Annotated in this window: 24 protein-coding genes; 11 read left to right on the top strand and 13 right to left on the bottom strand. The window is 70.6% G+C overall.

Annotated features, from left to right (window positions below):
• Nucleotides 1–297 precede the first annotated feature (297 nt).
• The 6 genes from AOK03_RS12660 to AOK03_RS12635 are packed head-to-tail and all read left to right on the top strand — an operon-like array spanning nt 298 to nt 5486.
• On the top strand, nt 298–1674 hold the full coding sequence (locus AOK03_RS12660) for an ATP-binding protein (RefSeq protein WP_055565320.1): 1377 nt from the start codon (nt 298–300) through the stop codon (nt 1672–1674).
• Nucleotides 1671–2093, top strand: a complete 423-nt coding sequence (locus tag AOK03_RS12655) for a roadblock/LC7 domain-containing protein (RefSeq protein ID WP_055565319.1) — start codon at nt 1671–1673, stop codon at nt 2091–2093. Before AOK03_RS12660 ends, AOK03_RS12655 begins: the two co-directional genes overlap by 4 nt.
• Nucleotides 2090–2446: a DUF742 domain-containing protein gene (locus tag AOK03_RS12650; protein WP_063792489.1), complete on the top strand. Its 357-nt coding sequence runs from the start codon at nt 2090–2092 to the stop codon at nt 2444–2446. Before AOK03_RS12655 ends, AOK03_RS12650 begins: the two co-directional genes overlap by 4 nt.
• Entirely contained in the window at nt 2424–3035 is a 612-nt protein-coding gene (locus AOK03_RS12645; protein ID WP_244177590.1) for a GTP-binding protein, read from the top strand. The genes AOK03_RS12650 and AOK03_RS12645 overlap by 23 nt, the downstream gene beginning before the upstream one ends.
• Complete coding sequence (locus AOK03_RS12640; RefSeq protein ID WP_055565317.1) at nt 3032–4240, top strand: cytochrome P450; 1209 nt, start codon at nt 3032–3034, stop codon at nt 4238–4240. Before AOK03_RS12645 ends, AOK03_RS12640 begins: the two co-directional genes overlap by 4 nt.
• 13 nt (nt 4241–4253) lie before the next feature.
• Complete coding sequence (locus AOK03_RS12635; protein WP_055565316.1) at nt 4254–5486, top strand: cytochrome P450 family protein; 1233 nt, start codon at nt 4254–4256, stop codon at nt 5484–5486.
• Between the two features lie 48 nt (nt 5487–5534).
• Here the strand turns inward: AOK03_RS12635 and AOK03_RS12630 are convergent, their stop codons facing one another.
• On the bottom strand, nt 5535–6110 hold the full coding sequence (locus AOK03_RS12630) for a hypothetical protein (protein ID WP_244177589.1): 576 nt from the start codon (nt 6108–6110) through the stop codon (nt 5535–5537).
• A 104-nt stretch (nt 6111–6214) separates the two neighbouring features.
• Between AOK03_RS12630 and AOK03_RS40785 the strand changes: the two genes are divergently transcribed.
• Complete coding sequence (locus AOK03_RS40785; protein ID WP_079074674.1) at nt 6215–6847, top strand: hypothetical protein; 633 nt, start codon at nt 6215–6217, stop codon at nt 6845–6847.
• On the opposite strand, the gene AOK03_RS12625 is transcribed toward AOK03_RS40785, so the two are convergent.
• Genes AOK03_RS12625 through AOK03_RS12615 form a run of 3 tightly spaced genes read right to left on the bottom strand, consistent with a single transcriptional unit; the run spans nt 6735 to nt 11478 of the window.
• The gene (locus tag AOK03_RS12625; RefSeq protein WP_055565314.1) at nt 6735–8081 is read right to left on the bottom strand and encodes an MFS transporter; all 1347 of its coding nucleotides are present in this window, start codon (nt 8079–8081) and stop codon (nt 6735–6737) included. The genes AOK03_RS40785 and AOK03_RS12625 overlap by 113 nt on opposite strands.
• A complete protein-coding gene (locus AOK03_RS12620) occupies nt 8078–10102 on the bottom strand; it encodes a PEP/pyruvate-binding domain-containing protein (RefSeq protein WP_055565313.1) in 2025 nt (674 codons plus the stop codon). The genes AOK03_RS12625 and AOK03_RS12620 overlap by 4 nt, the downstream gene beginning before the upstream one ends.
• Nucleotides 10099–11478 carry an ATP-grasp domain-containing protein gene (locus tag AOK03_RS12615; RefSeq protein WP_425264376.1) on the bottom strand — a complete coding sequence of 460 codons (1380 nt, stop codon included), beginning with the start codon at nt 11476–11478 and terminating at the stop codon, nt 10099–10101. The genes AOK03_RS12620 and AOK03_RS12615 overlap by 4 nt, the downstream gene beginning before the upstream one ends.
• 342 nt (nt 11479–11820) lie before the next feature.
• Here AOK03_RS12615 and AOK03_RS12610 point away from each other — a divergent pair, with 342 nt between their 5' ends.
• Nucleotides 11821–12897, top strand: a complete 1077-nt coding sequence (locus tag AOK03_RS12610) for a PAS domain S-box protein (RefSeq protein WP_244177588.1) — start codon at nt 11821–11823, stop codon at nt 12895–12897.
• A 12-nt stretch (nt 12898–12909) separates the two neighbouring features.
• Here the strand turns inward: AOK03_RS12610 and AOK03_RS12605 are convergent, their stop codons facing one another.
• From AOK03_RS12605 to vanH, 4 genes are all read right to left on the bottom strand, one after another.
• On the bottom strand, nt 12910–13425 hold the full coding sequence (locus tag AOK03_RS12605; protein WP_055565311.1) for a lytic polysaccharide monooxygenase auxiliary activity family 9 protein: 516 nt from the start codon (nt 13423–13425) through the stop codon (nt 12910–12912).
• Nucleotides 13426–13624: 199 nt separating this feature from the next.
• Nucleotides 13625–14233 (bottom strand): D-Ala-D-Ala dipeptidase VanX, encoded by a 609-nt coding sequence (vanX, locus tag AOK03_RS12600; protein WP_055565310.1) that lies wholly within the window; start codon nt 14231–14233, stop codon nt 13625–13627.
• Entirely contained in the window at nt 14230–15276 is a 1047-nt protein-coding gene (gene vanA-Sc / locus AOK03_RS12595) for a D-alanine--(R)-lactate ligase VanA-Sc (protein WP_055565309.1), read from the bottom strand. Before vanA-Sc ends, vanX begins: the two co-directional genes overlap by 4 nt.
• Nucleotides 15269–16246 carry a D-lactate dehydrogenase VanH gene (vanH, locus tag AOK03_RS12590; protein ID WP_063792488.1) on the bottom strand — a complete coding sequence of 326 codons (978 nt, stop codon included), beginning with the start codon at nt 16244–16246 and terminating at the stop codon, nt 15269–15271. The genes vanA-Sc and vanH overlap by 8 nt, the downstream gene beginning before the upstream one ends.
• Nucleotides 16247–16379: 133 nt before the next feature.
• On the opposite strand from vanH, the gene AOK03_RS12585 reads away from it, so the two are divergent.
• Nucleotides 16380–17723: a UDP-N-acetylmuramoyl-tripeptide--D-alanyl-D-alanine ligase gene (locus tag AOK03_RS12585; RefSeq protein ID WP_055565308.1), complete on the top strand. Its 1344-nt coding sequence runs from the start codon at nt 16380–16382 to the stop codon at nt 17721–17723.
• A gap of 52 nt (nt 17724–17775) precedes the next feature.
• Here AOK03_RS12585 and AOK03_RS12580 read toward each other — a convergent pair whose 3' ends face one another.
• The 3 genes from AOK03_RS12580 to AOK03_RS12570 form a co-directional block, all read right to left on the bottom strand.
• Nucleotides 17776–18936 carry a lipid II:glycine glycyltransferase FemX gene (locus tag AOK03_RS12580; protein ID WP_055565307.1) on the bottom strand — a complete coding sequence of 387 codons (1161 nt, stop codon included), beginning with the start codon at nt 18934–18936 and terminating at the stop codon, nt 17776–17778.
• A 112-nt stretch (nt 18937–19048) separates the two neighbouring features.
• The gene (locus tag AOK03_RS12575) at nt 19049–20158 is read right to left on the bottom strand and encodes an endonuclease/exonuclease/phosphatase family protein (RefSeq protein ID WP_079074673.1); all 1110 of its coding nucleotides are present in this window, start codon (nt 20156–20158) and stop codon (nt 19049–19051) included.
• Nucleotides 20159–20171: 13 nt separating this feature from the next.
• Nucleotides 20172–20741, bottom strand: a complete 570-nt coding sequence (locus tag AOK03_RS12570; protein ID WP_425264375.1) for a M15 family metallopeptidase — start codon at nt 20739–20741, stop codon at nt 20172–20174.
• A 171-nt stretch (nt 20742–20912) separates the two neighbouring features.
• On the opposite strand from AOK03_RS12570, the gene AOK03_RS12565 reads away from it, so the two are divergent.
• Both AOK03_RS12565 and AOK03_RS12560 read left to right on the top strand, forming a co-directional pair.
• A complete protein-coding gene (locus AOK03_RS12565) occupies nt 20913–21608 on the top strand; it encodes a response regulator transcription factor (RefSeq protein WP_055565305.1) in 696 nt (231 codons plus the stop codon).
• A gap of 10 nt (nt 21609–21618) precedes the next feature.
• On the top strand, nt 21619–22704 hold the full coding sequence (locus AOK03_RS12560; RefSeq protein ID WP_079074672.1) for a sensor histidine kinase: 1086 nt from the start codon (nt 21619–21621) through the stop codon (nt 22702–22704).
• 33 nt (nt 22705–22737) lie between these two features.
• Here the strand turns inward: AOK03_RS12560 and AOK03_RS12555 are convergent, their stop codons facing one another.
• Together AOK03_RS12555 and AOK03_RS12550 are read right to left on the bottom strand one after the other, a co-directional pair.
• Nucleotides 22738–23286 carry an EF-hand domain-containing protein gene (locus AOK03_RS12555; protein WP_055565303.1) on the bottom strand — a complete coding sequence of 183 codons (549 nt, stop codon included), beginning with the start codon at nt 23284–23286 and terminating at the stop codon, nt 22738–22740.
• 73 nt (nt 23287–23359) lie between these two features.
• Nucleotides 23360–24290: NAD(P)/FAD-dependent oxidoreductase (locus AOK03_RS12550; protein ID WP_055565302.1), on the bottom strand; the 931-nt coding region annotated here is incomplete at its 5' end.

The raw sequence follows: 24290 nt of genomic DNA, 5'->3' as shown, positions 1-24290 counted from the left end.
CCTCCGGCCCCGGCCTTCCCCCGGTCCGGTCCGGCCCCCCGACAGCCCAAGGACATCCGTGATCGGCCCGCATTCGTCAGTCACCGCCGGGCGGCCTGCCCGCTGTGGCCACGGTGGAGCGATCCGACGCCGGTGCGGCCGTCGGGCGGGCCGTGCGCGCCATGGCGGGATCGTGTGCACCGGGTGGCGCCTCGGCACGGACGGGATGCCGGCCACGGCCCGTCCCGCTCCGGCCGCAGTCACCCCGTCCAGTCGGCGGCACACGGCCGCCTCCCCCTTTGACACCTAGAGGACGTGATGACAGACCTCATACAGGCCACCACCGTGGTGCCCTCGGTTCTGGCCCTGGCCGCCGGCGGCGCGGCCTGGCGGTTCTGGGACCAGTACCGAGGCGAGCGCGCCGAGAACGGCCGCCTCCGCGGCCAGGCCGAGGAGATCGCCAGACGGCAGCACGCCACGGAGCACGTGCTGGCGCAGCTCGCCGGTGGCGTGATCCCCAGGCTGGGAGCCGAGGCGGAGCGGCAGGGCACCGGCCACGGCGTGGACATCGAACTGCCCGAGCCGCTGGTGAACACCTCGCTGGCGCAACGGCTGACGGAGCTGGCCGATTCCGCGGCGCACACGGTCCGCAAGGTCCAGTACGACGCGCAGACCAGCACGAGCGCCCAGATCGCCGAGGCACGCGAGAGCGCGCAGGACGAGGCCTCCCGCGCGCGCCAGGGCGCCGAGGACTCCAGCCGGGCGGCGGTGCGTGCCGTCTCCTCCGCGATGGTGGGCATGGCCTCGAAGCTCAGCCAGCGGGTGAGCCAGGGCGTGCGGCGGCACGAGGGTGACGAGGCGTACGAGACGTTGGTCGGCATCGACCACCCCACGCAGCAGATGCTGCTCGTCGCCCAGAACTACGTGGTCCTCTCCGGCGGCAAGCTGTCGCGCCGCTGGCCCGCCACCCCGCTGACCGATGTGGTGCGCGCCGCGATGGGCAGCATCGAGGAGTACGAGCGGGTCGAGCACCAGGAGCTCGCCGTCACGGTGACCAGTCGGGCGGTCGGGCCCGTCGTCCACGCGCTGGCGGTGCTCCTGGACAACGCGGTGCGCTACTCCCCCTCCTCCGCCCGGGTGCACGTCGCCTTCCAGGAAGGGCACCACGGAGTCTCGGTCATCGTCGACGACGCAGGTCTGCGCATGAACGAGGAGCAGCTGACGTGGGCCAGGGAGATCCTGACGGGTGTCCGGCGCGACGACATCAACCAGCTCGGCGCGCATCCGCAGACCGGTCTGCGGGCGGCCGCGGCCCTCGCCGGTGACTACGGGTTCCGGATCGACCTGGAGGCACCGAACCCCTTCGGTGGCACGCGCGTGTACATGTTCATCCCCAAGAACCTGCTGACCACGTCTGCCGCACCCGCGCCCACGTTCGCCCCCGCACCCGCGCCCACTCCCACACCGACGCCCACTCCCACGCCCGCGCCCGTCGCCGAGCCGGCCCTCCCCAAGCGCACCACCGCCAGTGGACTGGCCGTCCGGTCACGGAGGACCGCTGCCACGAGCCCGCGCCCGTCGACGTCCGACGGTGGAGCGACGGCGCCGGGGCGTCCCTCCATCGCCGCGGCCTGGGCGAAGGGCACGCGCAGCGCGCGCACCGAAGACCCGACCACCTCGCACGAAGGAGCATGACCGTGACCACCGGCAACGAACTTGGCTGGCTGCTGGACCGCGCACTGGGGTCCCTCGAAGGCGTCCAGCACGCGGTGCTGATGAGCTCCGACGGTCTGCTGCACTCCCGGACGGCCGGGATCGGGCAGGACGAGGCGGAGAAGTTCGCCGCGATCACCGCGGCCGTCCGGGCCGCCGCGCTCGCCTACGACGAGGAGACCGGCGGCGGGGGCACCCGGCAGGCGCTGATCGAGCTCACCAACCACGTGGGGCTCATCACCCAGGCGGGCGGCAACACCATGCTGTCGGTGCAGACCAGCGGCCCCGATGCCGACATCGGCCTGATCACCCATCACATGCTGGAGCTGGCCCAGCGGGTGGGTCATGAGATGAAGGTCGCGCCTCGGCAGCCTTCCGAGCTCGGCCTGCCGACGAGGTGAGCGGGCCGCGGCGGGACCCGGACCTGGTCAGGCCCTACGTCCGTACCGACGGGCGTGTTCGCGCCAACCCGGATGTGCGCCTGGAGACCGTGGTGCTCGCCGCGAGCGGCTCGACCGAGGGCCTGGGCGCGGACGCCCGGCGGGTGATGGGCCTGTTCACCCACTCCAGAGGTGGGGGCCTGGCGGTCGCGGACATCGCGGCCGCCCTGGAGTTCCCCCCTTCCACGGTACGCATCCTCGTCTCCTCCCTCATCGACGAGGGCCTGTTGGCCCACCCTGTCGCCGCGGATGAGGACCAACCACAAACCGATCTGCTCCAGGAGGTACTGCGTGGTCTCCGCGCCCTCGTCTGACGGCCTCATCTATGTGCCACCCGGCGTCACCCGGTCCGCGAAGATCGTGATCTCCGGGAGCTTCGCCGTCGGCAAGACGACGTTCGTGGGCAGCGTCTCCCAGATCCCGCCCCTGCGCATGGAGGAGCGGATCACCCAGGCCAGCGCCGGGGTGGACGATCTGGAGCGCACCCCGCGGAAGACGACCACGACGGTCGGCATGGACTTCGGGCGCCTGCACCTCAGCGACGCCCTCGTGCTGTACCTGTTCGGCACGCCCGGCCAAGGCCGCTTCCGCCCGATGTGGGCGGGGCTGACCGAGGGGGCGCTGGGCGCCCTGGTCCTGGTCGACACCCGTAATCTGGAGGCCTCCTTCGAGATCCTCGCCCTGCACGAGGAGCAGGGCACGCCGTACGCCGTGGCGATCAACCTGTTCGAGGGGGCGCCCCAGTACGACCTGGACGAGATCCGTCAGGCCCTGGACCTGGACCCGCGCACCCCGCTGACGACGTGTGACGCGCGGGACGGCACCTCGAGCGTGCTGGCCCTGATCACCCTCTGCGAGTACCTGACCGAGTTGCACGCACCTGTTTTGGAGCCCCGCCCGTGACCAGCCCGACCACGATCGAAACGGTGTCCGAGCGCCGGATCGCCCTGTACGAGGCCGAGTTCGCGGCCGATCCGCACACCGCGTACGCGCGGATGCGGGCCGAGTTCGGGCCGTTCGTCCCGGTGGACCTCGTGCCCGGAGTGCCTGCGACCCTCGTCATCGGCTACGCGCAGGCCCGGCGGATCCTCAACGATCCCCTGCGCTTCCCGGCCGACCCGCGGGTGTGGCAGCAGTCCGTCCCCGAGTCCTGCCCGGTCCGCCCGATGATGGAGCACCGCCCCAACGCGCTGCGCTCGTCGGGTCCCGCGCACACCCGCTACCGCTCGGCGAACAGTTCCGCGATCAACGCCGTCGACCAGCACGAGCTGCGCACGCTGGTCGAGCAGGTCGCCGACGCGACGATCGCCGAGTTCCGTGACGCCGAGGGCGCGGACCTGCTGACCCAGTACGCCTGGCCCATCGCCTTCCGCGTCCTGAGCGCCCTGCTCGGCTGCCCGGACGAGATGGGCCGCCGCATCGCCGACGGCATGGCCAAGATCTTCGAGGGGGTGGACGCCGCCAGCGGCAACCAGATCCTGTCCCAGGCGGTCGCCGACCTGGTGGACCTGCGCCACCGGCAGCCCGGCAACGACATCACCTCCCGGCTCCTCGCGCACGACGCGGCCCTCGACGACATCGAGATGGCCCACCAGCTCGTCACGCTCTACGGCGCCGGGATCGAACCCCTGACCAACCTGATCTCCAACACCGTCCTCAAGGTCCTCACCGACGACCAGTTCTCCGGAGACCTGCACGCGGGAGGCGCCTCCGTCCGCGAGGCGCTCGACACGGTGCTCTACACCGACCCGCCGCTGGCGAACTACTGCATCAGCTACCCGCCGCACCCCGTCGACGTCGACGGATTCCTGCTGCCGGCCCACCAGCCGGTCGTCATCTCGATGGCGGCCTGCAACAACGATCCCGCTCTCGGGGACCAGCGCACCGCCAGCAACCGTGCCCACCTGTCCTGGAGCACCGGGCCGCACGCCTGCCCGGCGCGCCCGCACGCCTATCTCATCGCGGAGACGGCCATCACCCATCTGCTCGACGCGCTGCCCGAGATGGACCTCGCCACCGCCCCAGAGGAACTGGTCCGGCGCCCCGGACCCTTCCACCGGGCGCTCGCCGCGCTGCCCGTCACGTTCCCCACCGCCTCATCAGTCTGAAGGGACCACCACCATGGCCGTGCCCACGCAGCCGATCGTCCTCGACCCCACCGGAGCCCGCGCCCACGACGAGCACCGCGAGTTGCGGGCGCACGGCCAGGCAGTCCGGGTCGACATCCTGGGCGTGACCGCCTGGTCCGTCTCCGACCCCAAGCTGCTCAAGGAGCTGCTGACCAGCCCGGACGTCTCCAAGGACGCCCGGGCCCACTGGCCGGAATTCGCTGACACGATCCAGCGCTGGCCGCTGGCCCTGTGGGTCGCGGTGGAGAACATGTTCACCGCCTACGGGGCCGACCACCGGCGTCTGCGGCGCATGGTCGCCCCCGCCTTCAGCGCCCGCCGCATCGCCGCGCTGAAGGAGAGCATAGACGCGGTCGTCACCGGCATCCTCGACCACCTCGACGCCCTTCCCGCCGGTGAGAGCGTCGACCTGCGCGAACACCTCGCGTACCCGCTGCCCATCGCGGTCATCAGCCGGCTCATGGGCGTACCGGCCGAGCAGCAGGACGCCTTCCGCCGGGTCGTCGACGGTGTCTTCGACACCACCCTGACCGCCGAGCAGTCCGAGGCCAACACCAAGGCGCTGTACGAGGCCCTGCACCAGCTCATCGAGTCCAAACGCGCCGAGCCCGGCGACGACATGACCTCGCTGCTGATCACCTCGCGCGACGAGGACGAGGAGGGCGGTCTTTCGGAGGACGAGCTGCGCGACACCCTGCTGCTGATGATCAGCGCCGGGTACGAGACCACGGTCAACGTCATCGACCAGGCGATCACCCAGCTGCTCGGCCACCCCGACCAGCTCGCGCTGCTCCGGTCGGGCCAGGTCGACTGGAACGAGGCCGTCGAGGAGACCCTGCGCTTCGAACCGGCGGTCAGGCACCTCCCCCTGCGGTACGCGGTGACCGACATCTCCCTGCCCGACGGTCAGGTCATCCCCAAGGGGGAGGCGATCCTCGCGTCGTACGCGGCCGCCAACCGGCACCCCGACTGGCACGGCGGGAGCGCGGACGACTTCGACGTCACCCGCACGGTCAAGGAGCACCTCGCCTTCGGTCACGGGGTCCACTTCTGCCTGGGAGCCCCGCTGGCCCGGATGGAGGTCAGCACGGCCCTGAGCCTCCTCTTCGACCGCTTCCCGGAGATCGAACTCGCCGTGCCCGTCGCGGAGTTGAAGCCGCTCGGCTCCCTGCTCAGCAACGGCCACCAGACCCTGCCCGTCCGCCTGCGGCCGACCGGCGCCTGATCCGGTCCGGAAGCCGGGGCCGGGCAGCCGTGCCCGGCCCCGGCTTCCTCACGCGGCGGTCCGCGCCCGGTCGACGCACCACGCGGCGAGGCCCACCAGCACGGCCGCGCCGACCGCGTAGACGGGCAGCCACAGGGTCGTCGTGGCGGACAGGCAGTCGGCGACGGCCGCATGGCTCTGGACGGCCTGCGCATCGGCCAGGGCGGCGCCGTCGCGACCGGCCAGGTCCGCGAGCGCCGCCTCCGTCCGGATCCGCTCGTAGGCGCCGAGCGCCCCGCACCTGTCCCGCGTGCCCGGCATCGGGAACAGCCACGCCCAGCGCTGCAGCATGGGAGCCAGTGCGATCGACAGGCACAGGCCGACGACCAGCGAGTACGCGGTCAGGTTCCGCGCGTACGCGGCCCGCAGGCCCGGCGCGTACCTCGGCAGCCGGTAGAAGCAGCAGATCACCGCGAGCAGCGTCACCCCCACGTACGTGGCGAACCACTGCCAGAAGCCCTGCGCGAGTATCGCCGTCAGGACGGCGGCGAGTGCGATGCCGATGACGCCCGGCTGATCGGATGCGTCGGCGCCCGCCCCGGCGGAGCCCGGCGTCCGGGCGCCTCCTGCGCTGTGATCGTCCACGGCCCTCAGCATTCCCGACCGCTCCCGTGCGAGACGGGAGTGACACGTGGTGTGCCGGGGTAGTGCGCGGTGGACCGGTGTGAGCAAGGAAAGGGCGACGACGCATGAAAAGATCCGTCTTCAAGGGCTCCGCGTGGGCGATCCTCGCGCTGAGCACGGCCCTGGTGTCGACCGCGGTGGGCTCCACGGCGAGCGCGGCGACACCGAAAGACCCGGGCGAGGTCGCCGGAACGGCGGCCACGGCGCGTGAACAGGCCTGCCCCATCGTGTACTTCGACCTGGGCGAGACCCTCGTGCACACCGCCGACGACGGCAGCACCAGCTACCGGCCCGGCGCCGCCGCCTATCTGCGTGCCCTGCGCGCACGCGGCATCCCGGTCGGCCTGATCACCAATGTGCCGTCCTCCTGGGGCGCGACCGACGCCGAGCGCGCCGCCAGGCTGCGGCAGGAGGTCGACTCCACGTGGCAGGGGTCCGCGCCCTTCGCGTGGCAGGACTTCGGCGACCGCATCCTCACCCCGCGCACCGAGGCGGAACGCAAACCGGCCCCCGCCCTCTGGCAGCGGGCGAAGGCCGGCTCCGGCCACTGCCGGGTCGTCTATCAGGCGGAGACGGCCGAGGAGGTCAGAGCGGCTTCCGCACTCGGCTTCGTGCCGTACCAGGTGGGTCGGCCGCACCGGCCGGTGTTCCTCCCGGTCGGGCTGGTGGAACTGCTCGGCCTGCGCTCTCCCGGCTGACCGCCCCGCTGCGCAGCAGCAGTTGGAAGACCCCGATCAGCACCGCGGTCGCGAGCGCGCTGTGCCACAGCAGGGCGTCCAGGCGCCCCGCGGCCAGATAGGCACCCGCGGCGATCGCGGCCAGGGCGCACACCGCGCGGTCCACGATGCTCTCGACCGAGAGCAGCGTGGCGCGCGGTGCGTCCGCGGGCACCGCGTCGTTCACCAGCTTGCGCTGGATGGGGTACGCGAAGCCGGTCGCGGCGGCGAACAGGCAGAGCAGCACGACGACGGCCCACGGCCCGCCGAACGTCATGGCCGCCAGGGTGCCCGCGAGGGCGAGGCTGAGGATCGAGACCCAGGCGACCGGTGGCAGACGGCGGCTCAGCCACTGCGGGCGGGCCGAGGCCACCGCCTCCGCCACCGTCATCGCCGCCATCACACCGCCGTGCGAGGCCTCCGCGATGCCGTGGTCGAGCAGGATCGGCTGGAAGAGGTTGACCTGGCAGATCCGGGAGAGCGTGAAGATCGCCACGCCCTGCACCATCACCAGGGCCAGCCACCGCGAGGAGGCGACACAGCGCAGCGCGGTGCCCGCGTCCCGCAGGAACGCGCCTCCTCGGCGCCCGCCGTCCCTCTTCTCCGTGCCGCCGTCCGCCCCCGCGAGGCGGGGCAGCGCGACCGCGCAGACGAGGGAGCCCGCCGCGCTGGCGGCGCTGAGCACGTACGGCGTCGGGTGCGCCACGGCCATCAGGGGGCCGACCAGCGGCCAGCACACGACCTTCGCGACGAGGCCGAGCGCCCGTGCGGTGCCCTCCGCCTTCAGGTAGTGCTCGTCGCACTTCTCGGCGCGCAGACCGTCGTACAGATAGGCACTGGCCGCTCCCGAGGTCAGCGAGCGGCCCGCGGCGATGGCCAGGAAGTGGACGAGGAAGCCGGTGTACGAGGCGCTGACCACCGGAGCCAGGTTCGCCGCCGTCATGACGACCGCTCCGGCCCGCAGGCAGTTGCGGGTGCCGATCCGGTCGGCGATCAGACCGGTCGGGATCTCGAACAGGCAGAAGGCCACGTAGTAGATGCTCTGGATGCCGAAGATCTGCCCGTCGGAGAGCCCGGCCGCCTTCTGGTAGGCGTAGAAGACGGGCATCCACCACAGCAGGTTGAACAGCAGCTGGAAGCCGTAGTTGAGCCGGATGATGCGGCGGGCGGTGTGCGTCAGGCCGGTGGTTCCCGCCCGGCTGGGGGCCGCCCTCACAGCGCGTACGGGCGGATCTGGACCAGCCGGAAGTCGCCCCGGTCGGTCATCAGCCACTCGATGTCCAGCGGCTGGTCCACGTCGGTCGCGCTGAAGTGGGACTGCAGGAGCCGCCCGGTCAGGGACAGGTCGGCGAGCCGGGCCCGGGTCGCGGCGGACAGCCCGTCGCCCCAGGAGCCGAGGGCGACGGTGCGGCCGCCGCCCTCCACGGTGTTGTAGAGGTACTGCTGCGGCAGGACCGAGCCGTCGACGACCTGCTCCGGGGAGCCGGGGGAACAGTTGAGGTAGACGTTGCGGAAGTCCTCGCGGCGGGTCGGGTTGCAGGTGACCAGGACGCCGCCGAGCGAGGCGGGCACGTATTCCTGGACGATGACACCCATGTAGGTGTCGTCCAGTGAGATGCCGACCTGGTGACGCAGGCGCACGCTGCGGGGCGAGAGCAGCGAGGCCCACACCTGGCGCACGGCGTCCAGGAGTTCACCGGTGCCGTGGACGGTGGTGACGGAGTCGTAGACGCCCGCCGCGGAGAACCCCGGCAGGTCCTCGGCGTTGGACGAGGAGCGCACCACCAGGCGGCCTCGCGAGCCGGTGGGGGCGGGAAACGCCTGGCTGAGCTGCCGGACGACCGACTCGGGGACGGGTGTCTGCCGGATCAGGTGCTGGAGTTGGAGACAGAGCGAGTCCAGGACGTCGGTGGCGTCGAGTTCGAGCGCCATCTTGAGCTTGCCGATGCCCTGTTGCAGGACGGTGGACGAGGCCAGGAAGCGCTGCTGGAGCGCGAAGGGCAGGGCGACACCGTTCGGGGCACTCACCGCCCCGGCCACGAACTCCGCCGCCCTGGCGCGCAGTTCGCTCTCGGTGGGTGCTCCCGCGTGGAAGGCGCTCAAGCCGAGGCGGGCGGCAAGGTGTCCGTAGAGGTCCTCGCGCGGCGGGCGGGGCCGACCGTAGAACGCGGTCAGGTCGGCCGTGCGGCTGTCGAGCACGTGGTGCAGCTCGCCGAGGTGGGCCGCCTTGGTGCCGTAGCGATCGCGGTCGGTGCTGCGCAGTCGGTGCAGGGCCAGCACGGGGGCCTCTTCGAGCAGCGGCGGTTCGAGCCGTATGCGCTGCTGATGCCAGGCCGGGGCGCGCAGGGCGGGTTCGTGGTCGAGCCGTTCGAGGGAGATCTCGTCCTCGCGGACCCGGTAGCGCACCCACGCGCCGTCCAGGCCGTCCTTCTCGACGAGTTGCTCCAGGTCGCGCACGATCGCGTTGGGTATGCCCCACCCCGAGGCGAGGACGTTGGTGTGGGAGAGCGGGGTGATGGGCGCGGTGTTGAGGAATCCGGCCACCCGGGGCACGTCGTCCGGCAGGCACGGCATGGCCACGATGTCCGCCCAGCCGAGCCCGGTCTCCGCCGCCGCGTAGTCGTCGTGCGTACGGAAGAACCGCAGTCGGCCGGTGGCCTCGCCGGGGTTGAGCGGTGTGCGGGCCCGGGAGCCGAAGAGCTCGTGGCTGAGGATGCGCGGCACGCTCAGCTCGCTGATCGCCGCCAGTTCCTCCTCCTGCCCGTGGTTGGCGGGCTTGAGCAGCAGCGGCAGCCTGCCGTCGACCCGGGCGCGCACGAACTCGTAGAAGAAGGAGAGGAGTTCGCCGTGCATGGTGTCGGCCTCGGTCGTCTCCATGACGAGGAAGGTGCGTTCGCGGCCTTCGGTGTCCTCGTCGGTGTGCAGGGAGAGCACGCCGAGGAGGAAGCGGCGCCCGGGGTCCATGTAGACGGAGGCGTTGAACGCGTCGAGCTCCGCGTCGAGCGCGGTGAGGTCCATGCCGAGGATGCGGGTGGCGACGTAGTTGACGTGGAAGGGGTGCGCTGCGGTGTCGAGCAGGTGCCAGGTGTTCTCGGCACGGTCGACGACGACCTTGAGGTACGGATGTCCTGCCAGGACCCCGGAGAGGGTGCGGAAGAGCGGCAGGGAGAGGTTCTCGCCGACGACCGTGCGGTCCGTGGCCGGTTCGGCGGCGCCGGTGAGCAGGGGGGCGGTCATGCCGAGACCTCCTCGGGCCGGGCGGCGGGCAGCACCTGGGGCAGGGCGTCCACCAGGGCCTCGAAGTCGCGGAGCACGATCCGCGGGGTGGCGGCGGAGAGCAGGCACAGGGCCGCCATGGTGTTGGCGCCGGCGGCCGGGTCGTACACCGGCACGACACTGCCGTCGGTGAGGGAGCTCTCCGCGACCACGGAGAGCTCACTGCCCCGGCTGAGGGGTATGTCCGCCGACACGGAGGGAAAGTCCCAGACCTTGCGGTCCCGCCAGGCCTCGCCGTCGCCGTCGACCGCGAGGACGACGAGGGAGCCCGCCGCGCCGCGCGCCCGCTCCGGGGTGAGGGCCTGCTCGGGCCACTCGACCGGGTGTCCGAGGAGGTGGTCGACGAGCATGCCGACGAGGTCGAGCCCGAAGACGTCCTCGATCTGCGGCACGGTCATCGCTCCGCCGAACCGGGCGGCCGTCTCGATCAGCCACATGCTGCCGTCGGCACCCAGCTTGATCTCGGTGTGGGTCCCGCAGTCGCGCAGGCCGAGTGCGTCGACCGCGCGGCGGGCCAGGTCCACGATCCGGTCCTGGGCCTCCTGGGCCAGCAGGGCGGGGGTGATGCTCGCGCGTTCGGTGAACGGCTCGACCGTGGGCATCCGGCCGCTGAGGCAGACCGGGTGGAAGGTGCCGTTCGCGACGACGCCCTCGACGCTCACGTAGTCGCCCCAGCCGGGCTCGTCGAACCAGTCCGTGACGGTGCCGGTCACGATCTGCTCGACCACGAAGTCCGCGTCGGCTTCGGCCACGTGCAGTTCCGCGTAGCCGAGCTGGGCCGATTCGGCCATCACATCGCGGGAGCGGGCCCAGGCGGCGGACGCCTCGTGCGGGGAGCGGATGATCTGGTGGGCGGTGGACCCGGCGCTCCAGGCCGCCTTGAGGAGCAGCGGGCCGGGCAGCTCGCGGGCCGCCGCGTGCAGGTCCGCCTCGGTGGCGACGGGGCGGAACTCGGGCTGCGGCAGACCGTGTTGGAGCCAGGTGCGCCGCATCAGCCGCTTGTCGCGGGCGAGCGCGGCGGCGCCGCCGGCTCCGGCGAGGCCGAGGGTCTCGCACGCCTCGGCGACGGCCACGACGGCGTACTCGGAGAAGGTGAGCACCGCGTCCGCGCCGACGGCCTCGGCCCGCGAGACGATCAGGGACACCAGGTCGGAGCGGTGCGCGGCATCGCCAGGTATCTCGTCGGGCGTGACGACCGAGGCGCACAGTCTCCGGGCGGGATCCGCCACGGCGGGAGGCAGAGCGCTGAGCGCCAGCAGGTGCACTTCCGCCCTCGCGGCCGTCCGGGACAGGACGTGACCGAGCGGCGGACCACCCTTGGCATGCACTAACAGCACCTTGCTCACTGAAGTTCGTCTCCATTCGTCGCGTAGATACGGATCGCCGTATGCGTTCGGGGCGCGCGGGTGATGCGTGGTCGATTCGTGGTCGCTCCGTGTCGAGCCCGGGGGAATCCTCCGGTCCACGTCGCGGGGCGTGTTCACCCGCTCACTCAAGGGGACCAGGCGCCGGACGCCCCCGACGCCTCCGCGGACACCCACGACTCAGGCAAATGCCTGAGTCTGCACGAGTCCCGTCTGCGGCACTTCGGCCGAGAAAGGGGCGTGTGCGAGCCGTGTACGGGATATCCAACGCAATGTGACTGAGCGTCAGCCAGTCGTATACGGACGGAGACCGCTGTGGACCATTCCAGCCTCAAGACCCTGCTAGAGCACAGTCCCCGCCCCGAGGACGGCCCCACCCCGGACGAAAACCGGATCCAGAGCAGATACGCGGCCTTCGCGGACCTCGTCGACCTCGCCCCGGCCGCCGCCTTCATACGGGACGGCGACGGACGCTACCTATGGGCCAACCACGCCTACGCGCACCTCTACGGCACGGTCCCCGAAGAGATCGTCGGCAAGTACATCGAGGACCTCGACGCACCCGCCGAGGCCGACCGGTTCCGCGCCCTCGACCAGGAGATCCTCAGCCGGGGCACACCGGTGCGCCACACCCTCGGCTACCGGCGCCGGGACGGCAGCGCGGGCCGGGCGATGGGCCACCGCTTCCCCGTGCGGGAGAGCGCGCAGACCTGCGTCGCAGGGATCTACGTTGACGTCACGGATCACCTGCGCACCACGGTCCAGTGGCAGGAGGCGGAGGAGAACCTGCAGGCCCTGCGCGACCACAGCGGTCTGCCCTGCGCGCTGCTCTCGGCGAACGGGCGGGTGATCGAGGCGAGCGCGGCGGCCGCCGAACTGTTCCAGCTCAGCCCGCACGACCTGGTGGGCCGCCGTGCCCACACGCTGCTCGCGCCGGAACCCGACCTCGACCGGCTGCACCGCCGCTGGAAGGGCCTGATATCCCGCCGCACGCGACGGGTGGAGACATCCGCGGTGCTCGTGGACGCACACGGGCTGCAGCGCCGCGCGCAGCTCCATCTGACGACGATCGGGCACTCCGCCGCACGGGCCCGGCACGTCTGGGCCGTCGTGACGCACCAGAGCCTCGCCCACGAGGCGCATCCGTCGCTGACCGCCGCACAGATCCGCATCCTGTCGCTGCTGGCGGAGGGCAGCAGCAACGGTGACATCGCGACGTCGCTGAAGCTGTCCCGGCAGACGGTCGACTACCACCTCAGCCGTCTGCGGCACGTCCTGGGCGCGGCGACCCGGCCGGCTCTCGTCGCCCGCGCCTACGTCCTGGGCATTCTGGCGCCCCGCGCCTGGCCGCCGCGCTCCGCCACGGCGGCCCATCCGCTCAGCACGGTGTGAACCGAGGGGTTCTCAGCGGATGTTGACGTCGATGCACGCGTAGAAGGCGTTGGACGTGTCGCCGATGTTCCACACCGCGAGGATCTTGTGCCTGCCGGTGGAGCTGCCGAGGTTGACCTGGTGCGAGACGGTCGCCGGGGGCTGCTGGTTGTGGCCGTCTATGGTGGCGACCTTCGTACCGTCGACGAAGTACTCGTAGTTCGCGGTGCGGTGGCGGGCGGTGAAGGTCCAGGTGAAGGTCTGCGTCCTGCTGACGTCGCTGACCTTCCAGCCCTTGCTGTCGTTGTCGAGTTCCGCGAACCGGGAGTTGCCGCCGCTGCAGCTGCGCAGCCCCTTGGGGCCCTCGACGCTCTGCGGCTCGTACTTGATGTCTCCGCAGGGCACCGTGCGCGCGGCGCACTGCGCCTGACGGCTCGCGGGCGCGTTGACGTATCCGTGCGCGCTCGCCGAGCCGGTCGGCAGCGTGAGGGCGAGGATGGGCGCCAGCCCGGCACCGATCGCTGCGGCTGTCTTCCGCTTCTTGTCCATACGTACTCCTTCACGGGCAGTGCTTCATGGGGGTGCGCGGCGTGAAGTGCTCTCGTGGAGCGCAGTGCTCCGGTGGAGCGGTGGGGCCGGAGGTTCACGGCTGCCGATTAGTCCAGACCATAGACTTCGGCCGGTTGCCGTCAAGATTGGATTCCGGCCACACCGCGGGCGACTCCTCAGCGCCTCGGTCACCCGATCACTACACGATGGGGAAATCGAAGTACGCGTCCGGATAGGGCTCGTCCCGGAGGGTGTAATGCCACCACTCGGAATCGTAGGCACGGAAGCCGCACGTCTCCATGACAGAGCGAAGGTGCCGACGGTTCCTCGCTTCGACTTCCGTGATCCCTTTCGCTCCGTGATGCGAAATGGGGTCCATCAGGTCATGGTCACCCCCCATGGGAGCGAGCTCGCCCGTGTCCAGTTCGAAGAGCGTCAGATCGACCGTACTGCCGCGACTGTGGCCCGACTTGGCGGCCACGAATCCCATGTCGAACATGTCGGTTCTGCCGATGTTCGGATAGTGCCGCGACTTCGTCAGGCCGTCCTCCGGCTGTTCCGACCAGCGCAGGAAGCAGTCGACGGCACGCTGCGGACGGTAGCCGTCCCAGAGCAGCAGGCCGAAACCGATGGACCCCGCCTTCTCCCGGGCCCGCTCCAGGCCCGCGCACAGCGCCCCCGTGCCGACGATCCGGTTGGCCAGATATCCGTCCACCGGCTTGCCGGTGAAGTTGTCCCACGTGGCGTACTTGGCATCCCACCGCATTCCGGAAGCCAGCTCGTCCACGAAGAAGAAGTCCTCCTTCACCGGATTTTCCCCGTCAGTGCCAACGACACCATCCGGTCGATCACTTCGCCGAGCGGAATCCCGGCGGCGGCCATCATCCTCGGATAGCGGCTGTACGACGTCATGCCCGGGAACGTATTGACCTCGTTGAGGACCACCGCCCCGTCCTCCTTGAGGAACAGGTCCACGCGCGCCAGCCCCTTGCATCCCAAGGCGCGGTACACGGCCTTGGCCGTGTCCTGGACGAGCGTGCGCGACTCCGCCGGAATGTCGGCGGGCACGATCGCCGTGGAGTTGTCCGATCCGGTCTCGGGCTCTTCTTCCTGATGGATCCGGAAGAAGCCGTGGGAGAGCGCGATGCGATCCACCTCGCCGACGACCAGCTCCAGTTCGTTCCCCAGGACGGCACAGCCGATCTCACTGCCGACGACGGCCTCTTCGATCAGCACCTTCGAGTCGTACCGCCGTGCGTTTTCCACCGCGTCCAGCAGTTCCGTTTCCCGGGACACCTTGGTGACGCCGAAGGACGACCCCGAACGGGCCGGCTTCACGAAGACCGGATAGGTGAGCCGGTCGGGGTCGATGGTCTCGCCCGGCGTGAGGATCCAGAAGTCCGGCGTGGCGATATCCGCGCTTCTGGCGACGACGTAGGCAAGGGATTTGTCCATGCAGAGTGCGGAGCTCTGCACATCGCAGCCCGCGTAGGGGATGCCGGAGAGTTCCAGCAGGCCCTGCATCGCGCCGTCCTCGCCGAGCCTGCCGTGCAGGACGGGCAGCACGACGTCCAGGGGGATCGTCTCGTAACGCCCCTGGTCCTGACTCTGTACGACCAGCCCGCGCACGCTGCTGTCCGGCGACAGCACAGCCGGACGGCAGTCCCCGCTCTCCCACTCCGCGTCCGGTCCGTCGCAGAGCTTCCAGGCGCCGTCCCGCGTGATGCCGATGTAGAACGGCTCGTACTTCTCGGCATCGAGGTTCCTGGCGACCTCTTGCGCCGACTTGACGGATATGGGGTGCTCTTCGGAACGACCTCCGAATACGATCCCGACCTTCAGCCTATCCATGCTGGTTCCCACCCTCGAATTTCAAGCAGTTGATGATGGAGTTCTCGACCGTGTCGCTCAGCGCACGGTCCGTGTAGTACGCGGTGTGCGGGCTGATGAGCACATTCGGCAGCTCTTGCAGCCGCAGCAACGCCTTGTTTTCAATGGGCGTGTTCCGGCAGTCTGCGTAGAAGATGTCCTCCTCCCCCTCGAGGACATCCAACGCGGCACCGCCCAACCTGCCGCTGACCAGAGCGGAGAGGAGCGCGTCGGTGTCGATGAGCGCACCACGCCCCGTGTTGACGATGTACGCACCGTGCTTCATCTGCTCCATACGCTGCCGGTTCAGCAGATGGTGCGTCTCCGCGCAGAGCGGTGCGTGGAGCGTCACGATGTCGCTCCGCCGCAGCAGTTCGTCGAGCGGCACATAGTCGACGGCGGCCTTGGGGTGATTGTCGTGGGCGAGTATGCGGCAGCCGAATCCCCGCAGCCTGTCGATGACCGCAGCGCCGATGCGGCCTGTCCCGATCACCCCGACGGTGAGATCGCGCAGCTCTTTTCCGCGCGCTTCACTCAGTCTGTAGTCGTGGATGTCCGCACGCCGGATGACGGATTTCGCGTCGCGCACCGCCATCAGCATCATCATGAGCGTGTAGTCGGCCACGCTGTCCGGTGAATAGGTGACGTTCCCGACGGAAATCCCTGTCTCAGCGGCGTATTCGACATCGATGTGGTTGCACCCGATGCTTCGCGTCGAGATGTACGTCACGCCGACCTGCCCGAGCGCCAGAAGGGTGGCGTTCGTGACGGGAGTCTTGTGGCCGACGCTGATGCATCGGCTTCCGGCTGCCAGTTCAACGTTGGCCTCGGATACCGGTGCGTCCGTGATGGCCGGCGTGACGCCGAAACAAGGCGCCAACTCCCGGAACAGGACCGCCTCATCCGGGCCGCACCCATAGATGGTGATTCGGGACGGATCGCTGTAGGTCATGCCTCCAGCCAAGGCGCCGTGGTGTTGCCCGAACGTATGTGGTTTTCGATATGCCGGCGATACACGGCGACGCTTTCACTGTGGGCATGACCTACATGACCTACATGACGTGCATGGCTCACGGACGGACGACATGATCCCGCTCAGTCTCGGCGAGATCGCCGCGGTCGTCGGTGGCCGGGTCGAGGGCGACAGCTCCGTGACCGTGACCGCGCCGGCCGTGATCGACGGCCGACGGGCCGTGCCGGGCGGCCTCTTCGTCGCCTTCACCGGCGAGCACCACGACGGCCATGACTACGCGGGCCAAGCAAGCCGTGCCGGTGCCGTCGCCGTGCTCGGCTCCCGGCCCACGCCACTGCCCACCGTCGTCGTCGAGGACCCCCGGAGCAGCCTGCAGGCGCTTGCCGCCCACGTCGTCGCCCGGCTGCGCGGCGGTCTGACCGTCATCGCGCTGACCGGCTCCCAGGGCAAGACCGGCACCAAGGACCTGCTGGCGGCCGTGGTTTCGAGCGTGGCGCCGACGACCGCCACGCTCGGTTCGCTCAACAACGAGCTCGGCGTGCCGCTCACCATGTTGCGCGCCGACGCGGCCACCCGGTTCCTCGTCCTGGAGATGGGGGCCCGTCACACCGGCGACATCGCCGAGCTCACCGGCCTGGTCGCGCCCGACATCGCCGTCGTCCTCAACGTCGGCCGGTCCCACATCGGCGAGTTCGGGTCGCGCGCCGCCATCGCCAGGACCAAGGGCGAGCTGGTGCGGGGACTGGCCCCCGGCGGCACCGCCGTCCTCAACGGCGACGATCCCCGGGTGGCCGCCATGCGCTCGCTCACCGACGGCCCGGTACTCACCTTCGGCCGGGCGGAACACGCCGACGTACGGATGCTCGACCTGACCCTCGACCGGCTCGGCCGACCGACCTGCACCCTGCGGACCGCCGACACCTCGGCTCGCTGCGCGCTGCCGCTCGTGGGCGCCCACCAGGCGCTCAACGCGTCGGCTGCCGCGGCCGCGGGACTGGCGGCCGGCGTGCCCCTCGACCTGGCCACGGCGGCGCTGGCCACGGCCTCGCTGTCGAAGTGGCGGATGGAACTGCGCGACCTCGACGGCGGCGCAACGCTGCTCAACGACTCCTACAACGCCGGGCCCGACTCGACCCGAGCGGCTCTGGACGCGCTCGCGGCGATCGAGTGCGGGCGGCGCATCGCCGTCCTCGGCGAGATGCTCGAACTGGGCGCGGACAGTGCGGCCGAGCACCGTGCCGTCGGGGCGTACGCCGCCGCCCGGGCCGATGTGGTGGCCGTGGTCGGCGAGGCCGCCCGGCCGATCGCCGACGGCGCGGGCGAGGCGGCGGTGGTACTGGCCGACAACGACGCGGCCGTCGACTGGCTGCGCGGCCGCCTGGACGTCGGCGACGTGGTGCTGGTCAAGGCCTCCCGCGGGGCGCGCCTCGACGAGGTCGCCGCCGCGCTCGCGTAGCCGACCGCGCCGAGGCCCACCCACCGGTCAGCCGAGTGCCGCACCTGGCGACTCAGCGCCCGCGCCGCCGCATATAGAGGTCGAAGGCCCGGTAGACCATCGGCCGCAGCGGCAGGTCCCACTCGCCGACGTACCGCACCGCCTGACCACCGGCACCGGCCTTGAACCGGATCAGTCCCACGTGCGCGTCGTCGGCGTCCAGGGTCGGGGTGATGCCGCGCAGGTCGTAGACGTCGCAGCCGGCCGCGAGCGAGTCGCGGATCATCGCCCACTGGCAGGCGTTGGAGCCGCGCGCCTCGCGCTTCTCGGTGGCGGAGGCACCGTAGGCGTACACCGCGTGGGCGCCGACGCGGACCAGGATGGTCGCGGCGACCAAGTCGCCCTGGTGGTGGGCCAGGTAGAGCGTGATCCGCTCGGGTTCCTCGGCCCGCAGCGCCGCGAACATGGTCTCGAAGTAGCGCAGCGGCCGGGGCGTGAAGCGGTCGCGCTCCGCGGTGTGGACGTAGAGGTCGTGGAACGCCTTCAGGTCCGCTCCGGCCGTGCCCTCACCGACCGTGACCTCGACCCCCTCCTTGGCCGCCTTCTTGATGTTGCGGCGCCAGAGCTGGTTCATGCCCCTGAGGAGGTCTTCCTCGGTCCTGCCCGCCAGCGGAACCTCGTACTTGAACTGCGGATGCCCGGCCCCGAAGCCGTCCTCCGGGTTCTGCGGCAGCCAGCCGGCGTCCCTGAGCCGACCCGTCACACGGACGCCGACCGGATCCTCCCAGTGGCTCGGCATGTCGGTGAGCCGCTTGCTGCCCGGGTCGGCGATGCCCTGCTTGACCTGGGCGGCGGTCCACGTGCTCGTGCACACCGGTGGGCCGAGCCGGATCGCGAACGCGCCGCGTGCCCTGAGGTACGACGCCAGCGGGTCGAGCCACGCACCGATCTCACCGGTCCAGTCGATGGCCGGGCCCTCGGCCAGGTAGGCCAGCGTGAAGCGGTCGAACCGCGGTACCGGGCGGTGCAGGACGAGCCCGGCGCCGACGAGGCGCGCCCCGTCGAACCAGCCGAGGGACTCGCTGCGCCACTCGGTCTTGACGTGGGCCCATGCCGGGGTCTGCAGGAAGCTGACCGACCGCTGTGTCCGTACGAACGCCAAGTGCTCCGCGGCGCTGATCGGTTCGACGGTCAGGCTCGCGCCCGCTGCTCGTACTGGTTCGCTGTAGGACATGCCTTCAGTCAAGGCGCCGTGGTGTTGTCGGCACGTATGCGGTTTTCGATATGCCGACGATACGTACCGGCGTTCACCGGCCACCGGCCCGACCACGGGCCCGGCCGGTGGTTCACCAGCTGATGCCGGCCGCCACCGGCAGGTGGTCGCTGCCGGTCTCCGGCAGCAGGTACGCGCTGGTCGGCTCCACGCCGCGGACCAGGATCTGGTCGATCCGCGCCACCGGGAACGTCGCGGGCCACGTGAAGCCGAAGCCGTTCCCGGCCTCGTCCTGGGCCGAGCGCAGCTGCGAGGTGATGTCGCCGAGCGCGCGGTCGTCCAGGGCGCCGTTCAGATCGCCGAGCAGCACCACCCGCTCGTTCCGCTCGGCGGCGAGGGCCGCGCCGAGCGCCCGCGCGTTCCGGTTCCGCGTGGCCGTCCCGAAGCCCCCCTCGGGGGTGACACGTACGGACCCCAGGTGGGCCACGTACACGGCGAGGGGCCCCCGGTCCGTGGCCACCGTGGCGCGCAGCGCGCGAATGTCGACCAACTTCTTTGAGGCCGGCTTGGCGTCCCCCAGCGGACCGACGTCCTGCTCGGTGTCGACCGGCCGGACGTCGGACAGCGGCAGCTTGCTCCACAGCCCGACCGTGCCCTGCACCGTGTGGTGCGGGTACGCCTTCGCCAGCTCCTTCTCGTACGTGCCCTTGGCCTGCTGCGAGATCTCCTCCAGTGCCAGCACGTCAGCACCGGAGTCCACCAGGTCGCGGGCGGTACCGACGGGGTCGGCGTTCTCGGCGGCGACGTTGTGGCTCGCCACGGTGAGGTCGCCGTCCGACTGGGCCTTGTCGACGAGCAACCCGCCGAAGAGGCTGAGCCACACCGTGACCGGCAGCAGCAGCGCGGCCACCGCGGAGGCGGAGCGGCGCCACAGCCCGACGGCGAGCAGCACCGGGACGAACAGGCCGAACCACGGGAGGAAGGTCTCCACCAGACTGCCGAGGCCACCGCGGTCGGTGATCTGCGCGTGCAGCAGCATGAGCAGCCCCAGCAGGAGCGCCAGCGCCGCGGGCACCAGGCCGCGCTTCCACGGCTCCGGCTCGGAGAGGGCGCGTACCGCCTGCTGCGTGCGGGCGCGGACGGTTCTGCCCGGATCGGCCTGCGGGGCCATGGCCCCGGTGCCTGGCGCACCGGTGTCCGCCGGGCTGCTCTGCTCGATCTCCGCCGTGTCCAGCTGCGTCATCGCCTGTCCTCGCTCACTGCTGCATCCTCGGGTCCTGTGTGGGGTCGGCGTACATGCGCGGGCAGGCTCGGTCGTCGATCGCATCGGTGCTCAATTCGTAGTGCCAGGGTTCGTTCCGGTAGATCTGGCACAGGCCGTACTCGGCACCGTGCCCCGACAGCCACGCCGTCGCTTCGGAGCCCCCGATGTCGACCGCCTCGCCGGACACATGGGGAGAGGTCGAAGCGGTGGCCACCCAACGGGCGGCCTCGCGTTCGGACCCGTATTCGGAGACCGCTTCACGGAGAAGCTGATTCTGATATTCCGGGGAACGCCAGCCGCTGTTGACGTGGAATGCGACTCCGTCGGCCGCGGCGGCCTGCGCTGCCCGGCGAAGGGCCTTGAGCAGTTCCGGATCGAGTTCGGCCACGGCCGGAATCGAGTCGTCGAAGACCGTCACGCCGTCGGGGACGACACCATCGGCCTTGCCCGGGGCGGCACGCTGCTCGCTGTCAGGTGGCGCAGGCGGCAGAGAAGGCCCGGACATGGATGATCTGGTCGAGGACTTGGCCGTCTGAAAGGCGAGGATTCCCGCCGTGATCATTGCTATGACGGCTGTCAGACCGCCGAAGACCAGCCAGCGAGCCCGGCGGGGCGTCGTTCGTGCCGATGCTGGGGTTCGAGTCATACCGCCAGTGAAATCAGCACGGTGTTGCCGACACGTATGCGGTTTTCGATACGTCGACGATATGTGTCGGCTCGTATTCTGAAGAACATGCGTGTCTTGATCGTCGAGGACGAGCCCTATCTCGCAGAAGCCATCCGCGACGGCCTGCGTCTGGAAGCGATCGCGGCCGACATCGCGGGCGACGGCAGTACCGCACTGGAACTGCTCAGCTTCAACACGTACGACATCGCCGTCCTGGACCGGGACATTCCCGGGCCGTCCGGCGACGAGGTCGCCAAACGCATCGTCGCCTCCGGCAGCGGCATGCCGATCCTCATGCTCACCGCGGCCGACCGCCTCGACGACAAGGCCTCCGGTTTCGAACTCGGAGCAGACGACTACCTGACGAAGCCCTTCGAACTACGGGAACTCGCGCTGAGGCTCCGAGCACTCGACCGCAGGCGCGCCCACAACAGGCCGCCCGTGCGTGAGATCGCCGGTCTGCGCCTCGACCCCTTCCGCAGGGAGGTCTACCGTGACGGCCGCTTCGTCGCCCTGACCAGAAAACAGTTCGCCGTGCTCGAAGTGCTCGTCGCCGCGGAAGGCGGTGTCGTCAGCGCCGAAGAGCTGCTCGAACGCGCGTGGGACGAGAACGCGGACCCGTTCACCAACGCCGTACGCATCACCGTCTCGGCGCTGCGCAAGCGGCTCGGCGAGCCTTGGATCATCGCCACCGTGCCGGGCGTCGGCTACCGCATCGAGGCGCAGCCACGGACCGGGGACGAGGGAGCGATCCGTGCCTAGGGAGCGCGGGATGAGCGTCCGCCTCAAACTCACCCTGAGCTACGCCGGATTCCTCATGGTCGCGGGTGGTCTGCTACTGGCCGCCGTGGGGTTCTTCCTCCTGCGCCAGGGGTGGTTGCAGACCAACGAAGAGGGGGCGTGGAGAGTCTCTCCGGGCACCGACTTCGTGCGCGGCTTCGCCCCGATGGCGGCCGTCGTCATGGCGTTCCTCCTGGTCTTCGGCCTCCTGGGCGGGTGGCTCCTCGCAGGCCGCATGCTCGCCCCCTTGGACCGCATCACCCGCGCCACCCGCACGGCCGCGGCCGGATCGCTCTCGCACCGCATCCGCCTGCCGGGCCGCCAGGACGAGTTCCGCGAACTCGCCGACGCCTTCGACACGATGCTCGCGCAGCTCGAAGCACACGTCGCGGAACAGCAGAGGTTCGCGGCCAACGCCTCTCACGAACTCCGCACGCCGCTCGCGATCTCGAAGACCCTGCTCGACGTCGCCCGCACCGACCCGCACCACGACAGCGGCGAAGTCATCGACCGTCTCACCGCGGTCAACACCCGGGCGATCGACCTGACGGAGGCGCTGCTCCTGCTCAGCCGCGCCGACCAGCGATCCTTCACCCGGGAGCGCGTGGACCTGTCCCTCCTGGCGGAGGAAGCCACCGAAACGCTCCTCCCGCTCGCGGAGAAGCACGGCACCACGATCGAGACCTTCGGCGACATCGCCCTCACGACCGGCTCGCAACCGCTGCTGCTGCAGCTGACCATGAACCTCGTGCACAACGCGATCGTCCACAACCTGCCGAATCAGGGCACCGTATGGGTGAACACCAGCGTCCGCCCCGATGCCGTGGCGCTCACCGTCGAGAACACCGGTGACCGACTGGCTCCGGAGCTGGTCTCGACCCTCACCGAACCCTTCCGGCGCGGCACCGAACGCATCCACACCGACCATGCGGGCGTCGGCCTGGGCCTGGCCATCGTCAAGACCATCACCCGGGCCCACGACGGCACGCTCACCCTCACCCCACGCCCTGACGGCGGGCTCCGCATCACCGTGGAACTCCCGGCCGAACGACTCAAGGAGCGCGCAGCAGAGGCATAGGCGCGCGTCCCTCTTGCACGGGCTCATGCGGGCTCATGCGAGGCGGCCGAAGAGGTGGTTGGCCGGAGAGCCGGGATCGTCTCCGTAGAAGAACTCGGACGCGGCCTCGTGGTATTCGGCCCGCGACAGGGCTCCTGAGGCGTCCAGGTCGAGCGCGTCGAACACTTCGGCGCACTCTTCGTCGGCGGCCCGTCCCGTGCTGCCGAAGATGTGGGTGAACTCGGTGAGGCTGATCGCGCCGTCGCCGTCGCCGTCGGCCAGGTCGAAGAAGCGGTCGGCGACCGGCGCGAGCTCCTCGGCGTACCGAGCGCGATCGGCGAACGTGACGGCGAACGCCTCCGTCAGCTCCGCCGAGGTCACCCTGTCGTCCTTGTCGGAGTCGCTGGGGGCGATCACGGACTCCCAGAACCGGTTCATGGTCTCGTGCATCTGCATGCCCTGAGGGGAGTCGGGTGGAATGCCCCTGGCCTGGAGGCAGCGTTCGCTCATGATGACGACGTCCTGCCGGGTTATCGCACCGTCGCCGTCGACGTCCGCAGCGCGGAACCATCGCTCGTACTTCCGTTTGCGCAGCTCATTCATGGGCGCACGGTAAATCCGCGGCAGCACTTCGACCAGGTCGATTCCCGGTCGCCGTCACCGTCGAGGTGTGCGGTCAGTGAATACGCGGCCGACAACGACGAAGCTCGGGCGTCGGCCTGCCGCTCACGAGTTCGTCCGCCACGAGCCGTCCCACGGTGGGCGCCAGGGTGACGGCGGAGTGCATCACGGCGACGTAGACGGAGCGGTCGTGTGTCGCGTAGCCGATGAGGGGGCCGTGTACGGGCATGGGGCGTCTGGCGGTGCGATAGCCCAGCAGGCGGCACTGATCGCTGCCACGGAAATTCGCCCGCAGGCGCCGGAGCACATCGTGCGCGACCTCCGCACCGGGCGCGGCTCGGCCTTCGTGCGAGAGGGGGAGCAGCAGCTCACCGTCACGCGCTTCCCGGACCTCGAACCCAGGACCGGCCACGATGTTCCTGACCAGTCCCGGCGGCGCCGCGATCCGCACGAGGGTGGCCGGCGAGGCGGCAACGGGAAGGTCGACCGGCAACGGCGCGCAGAGCTCGGGGACACTGGTTCCGGCCGTGAGCACGACAGTTGCGGCGGCGTGGAACCCGGTCGAGGACACCACTCCATCGACCCGCCCACCGGACATCCGCAACGAGGTGACGTCCGTTCCGTACAGCAGGGTGGCTCCGCGGGCCTCTGCCGCGGCCACGAGTGCGCCGGTCGTCGCCGGGGCGTCGACACCGATGTCGCCGGGGGTGTGGACGGCCTGGTCGGGAGGGTTTCGGAGGGTGGGTTCCAGGGCGGCGATGTCACTCCGCCCGATACGGAACCTCCCGGGCACCTGCCGTGACGTCCCGTCCACCCAGTTCAGCGAGCCGGTCCGCCGGACGGCGACGTGCGGCAGCTCGTCCTCGAGACGCCGATAGTCCGCGAGAACGTACCCGCGCAGATCCTCCCCTCCCCCGGGCCAGTCACCCCCCGCCCCACTGACCCAGCCGAAGGAGTCCGCGGTGACCCCGGCGGCCGGACCCCGC

The sequence above is a fragment of the Streptomyces atriruber genome, assembly GCF_001418325.1.
Taxonomy (GTDB): Bacteria; Actinomycetota; Actinomycetes; order Streptomycetales; family Streptomycetaceae; genus Streptomyces; species Streptomyces atriruber.
The sequence above is the reverse complement of the archived record's forward strand: the minus strand, read 5'-3'. Positions and strand labels throughout refer to the sequence as shown.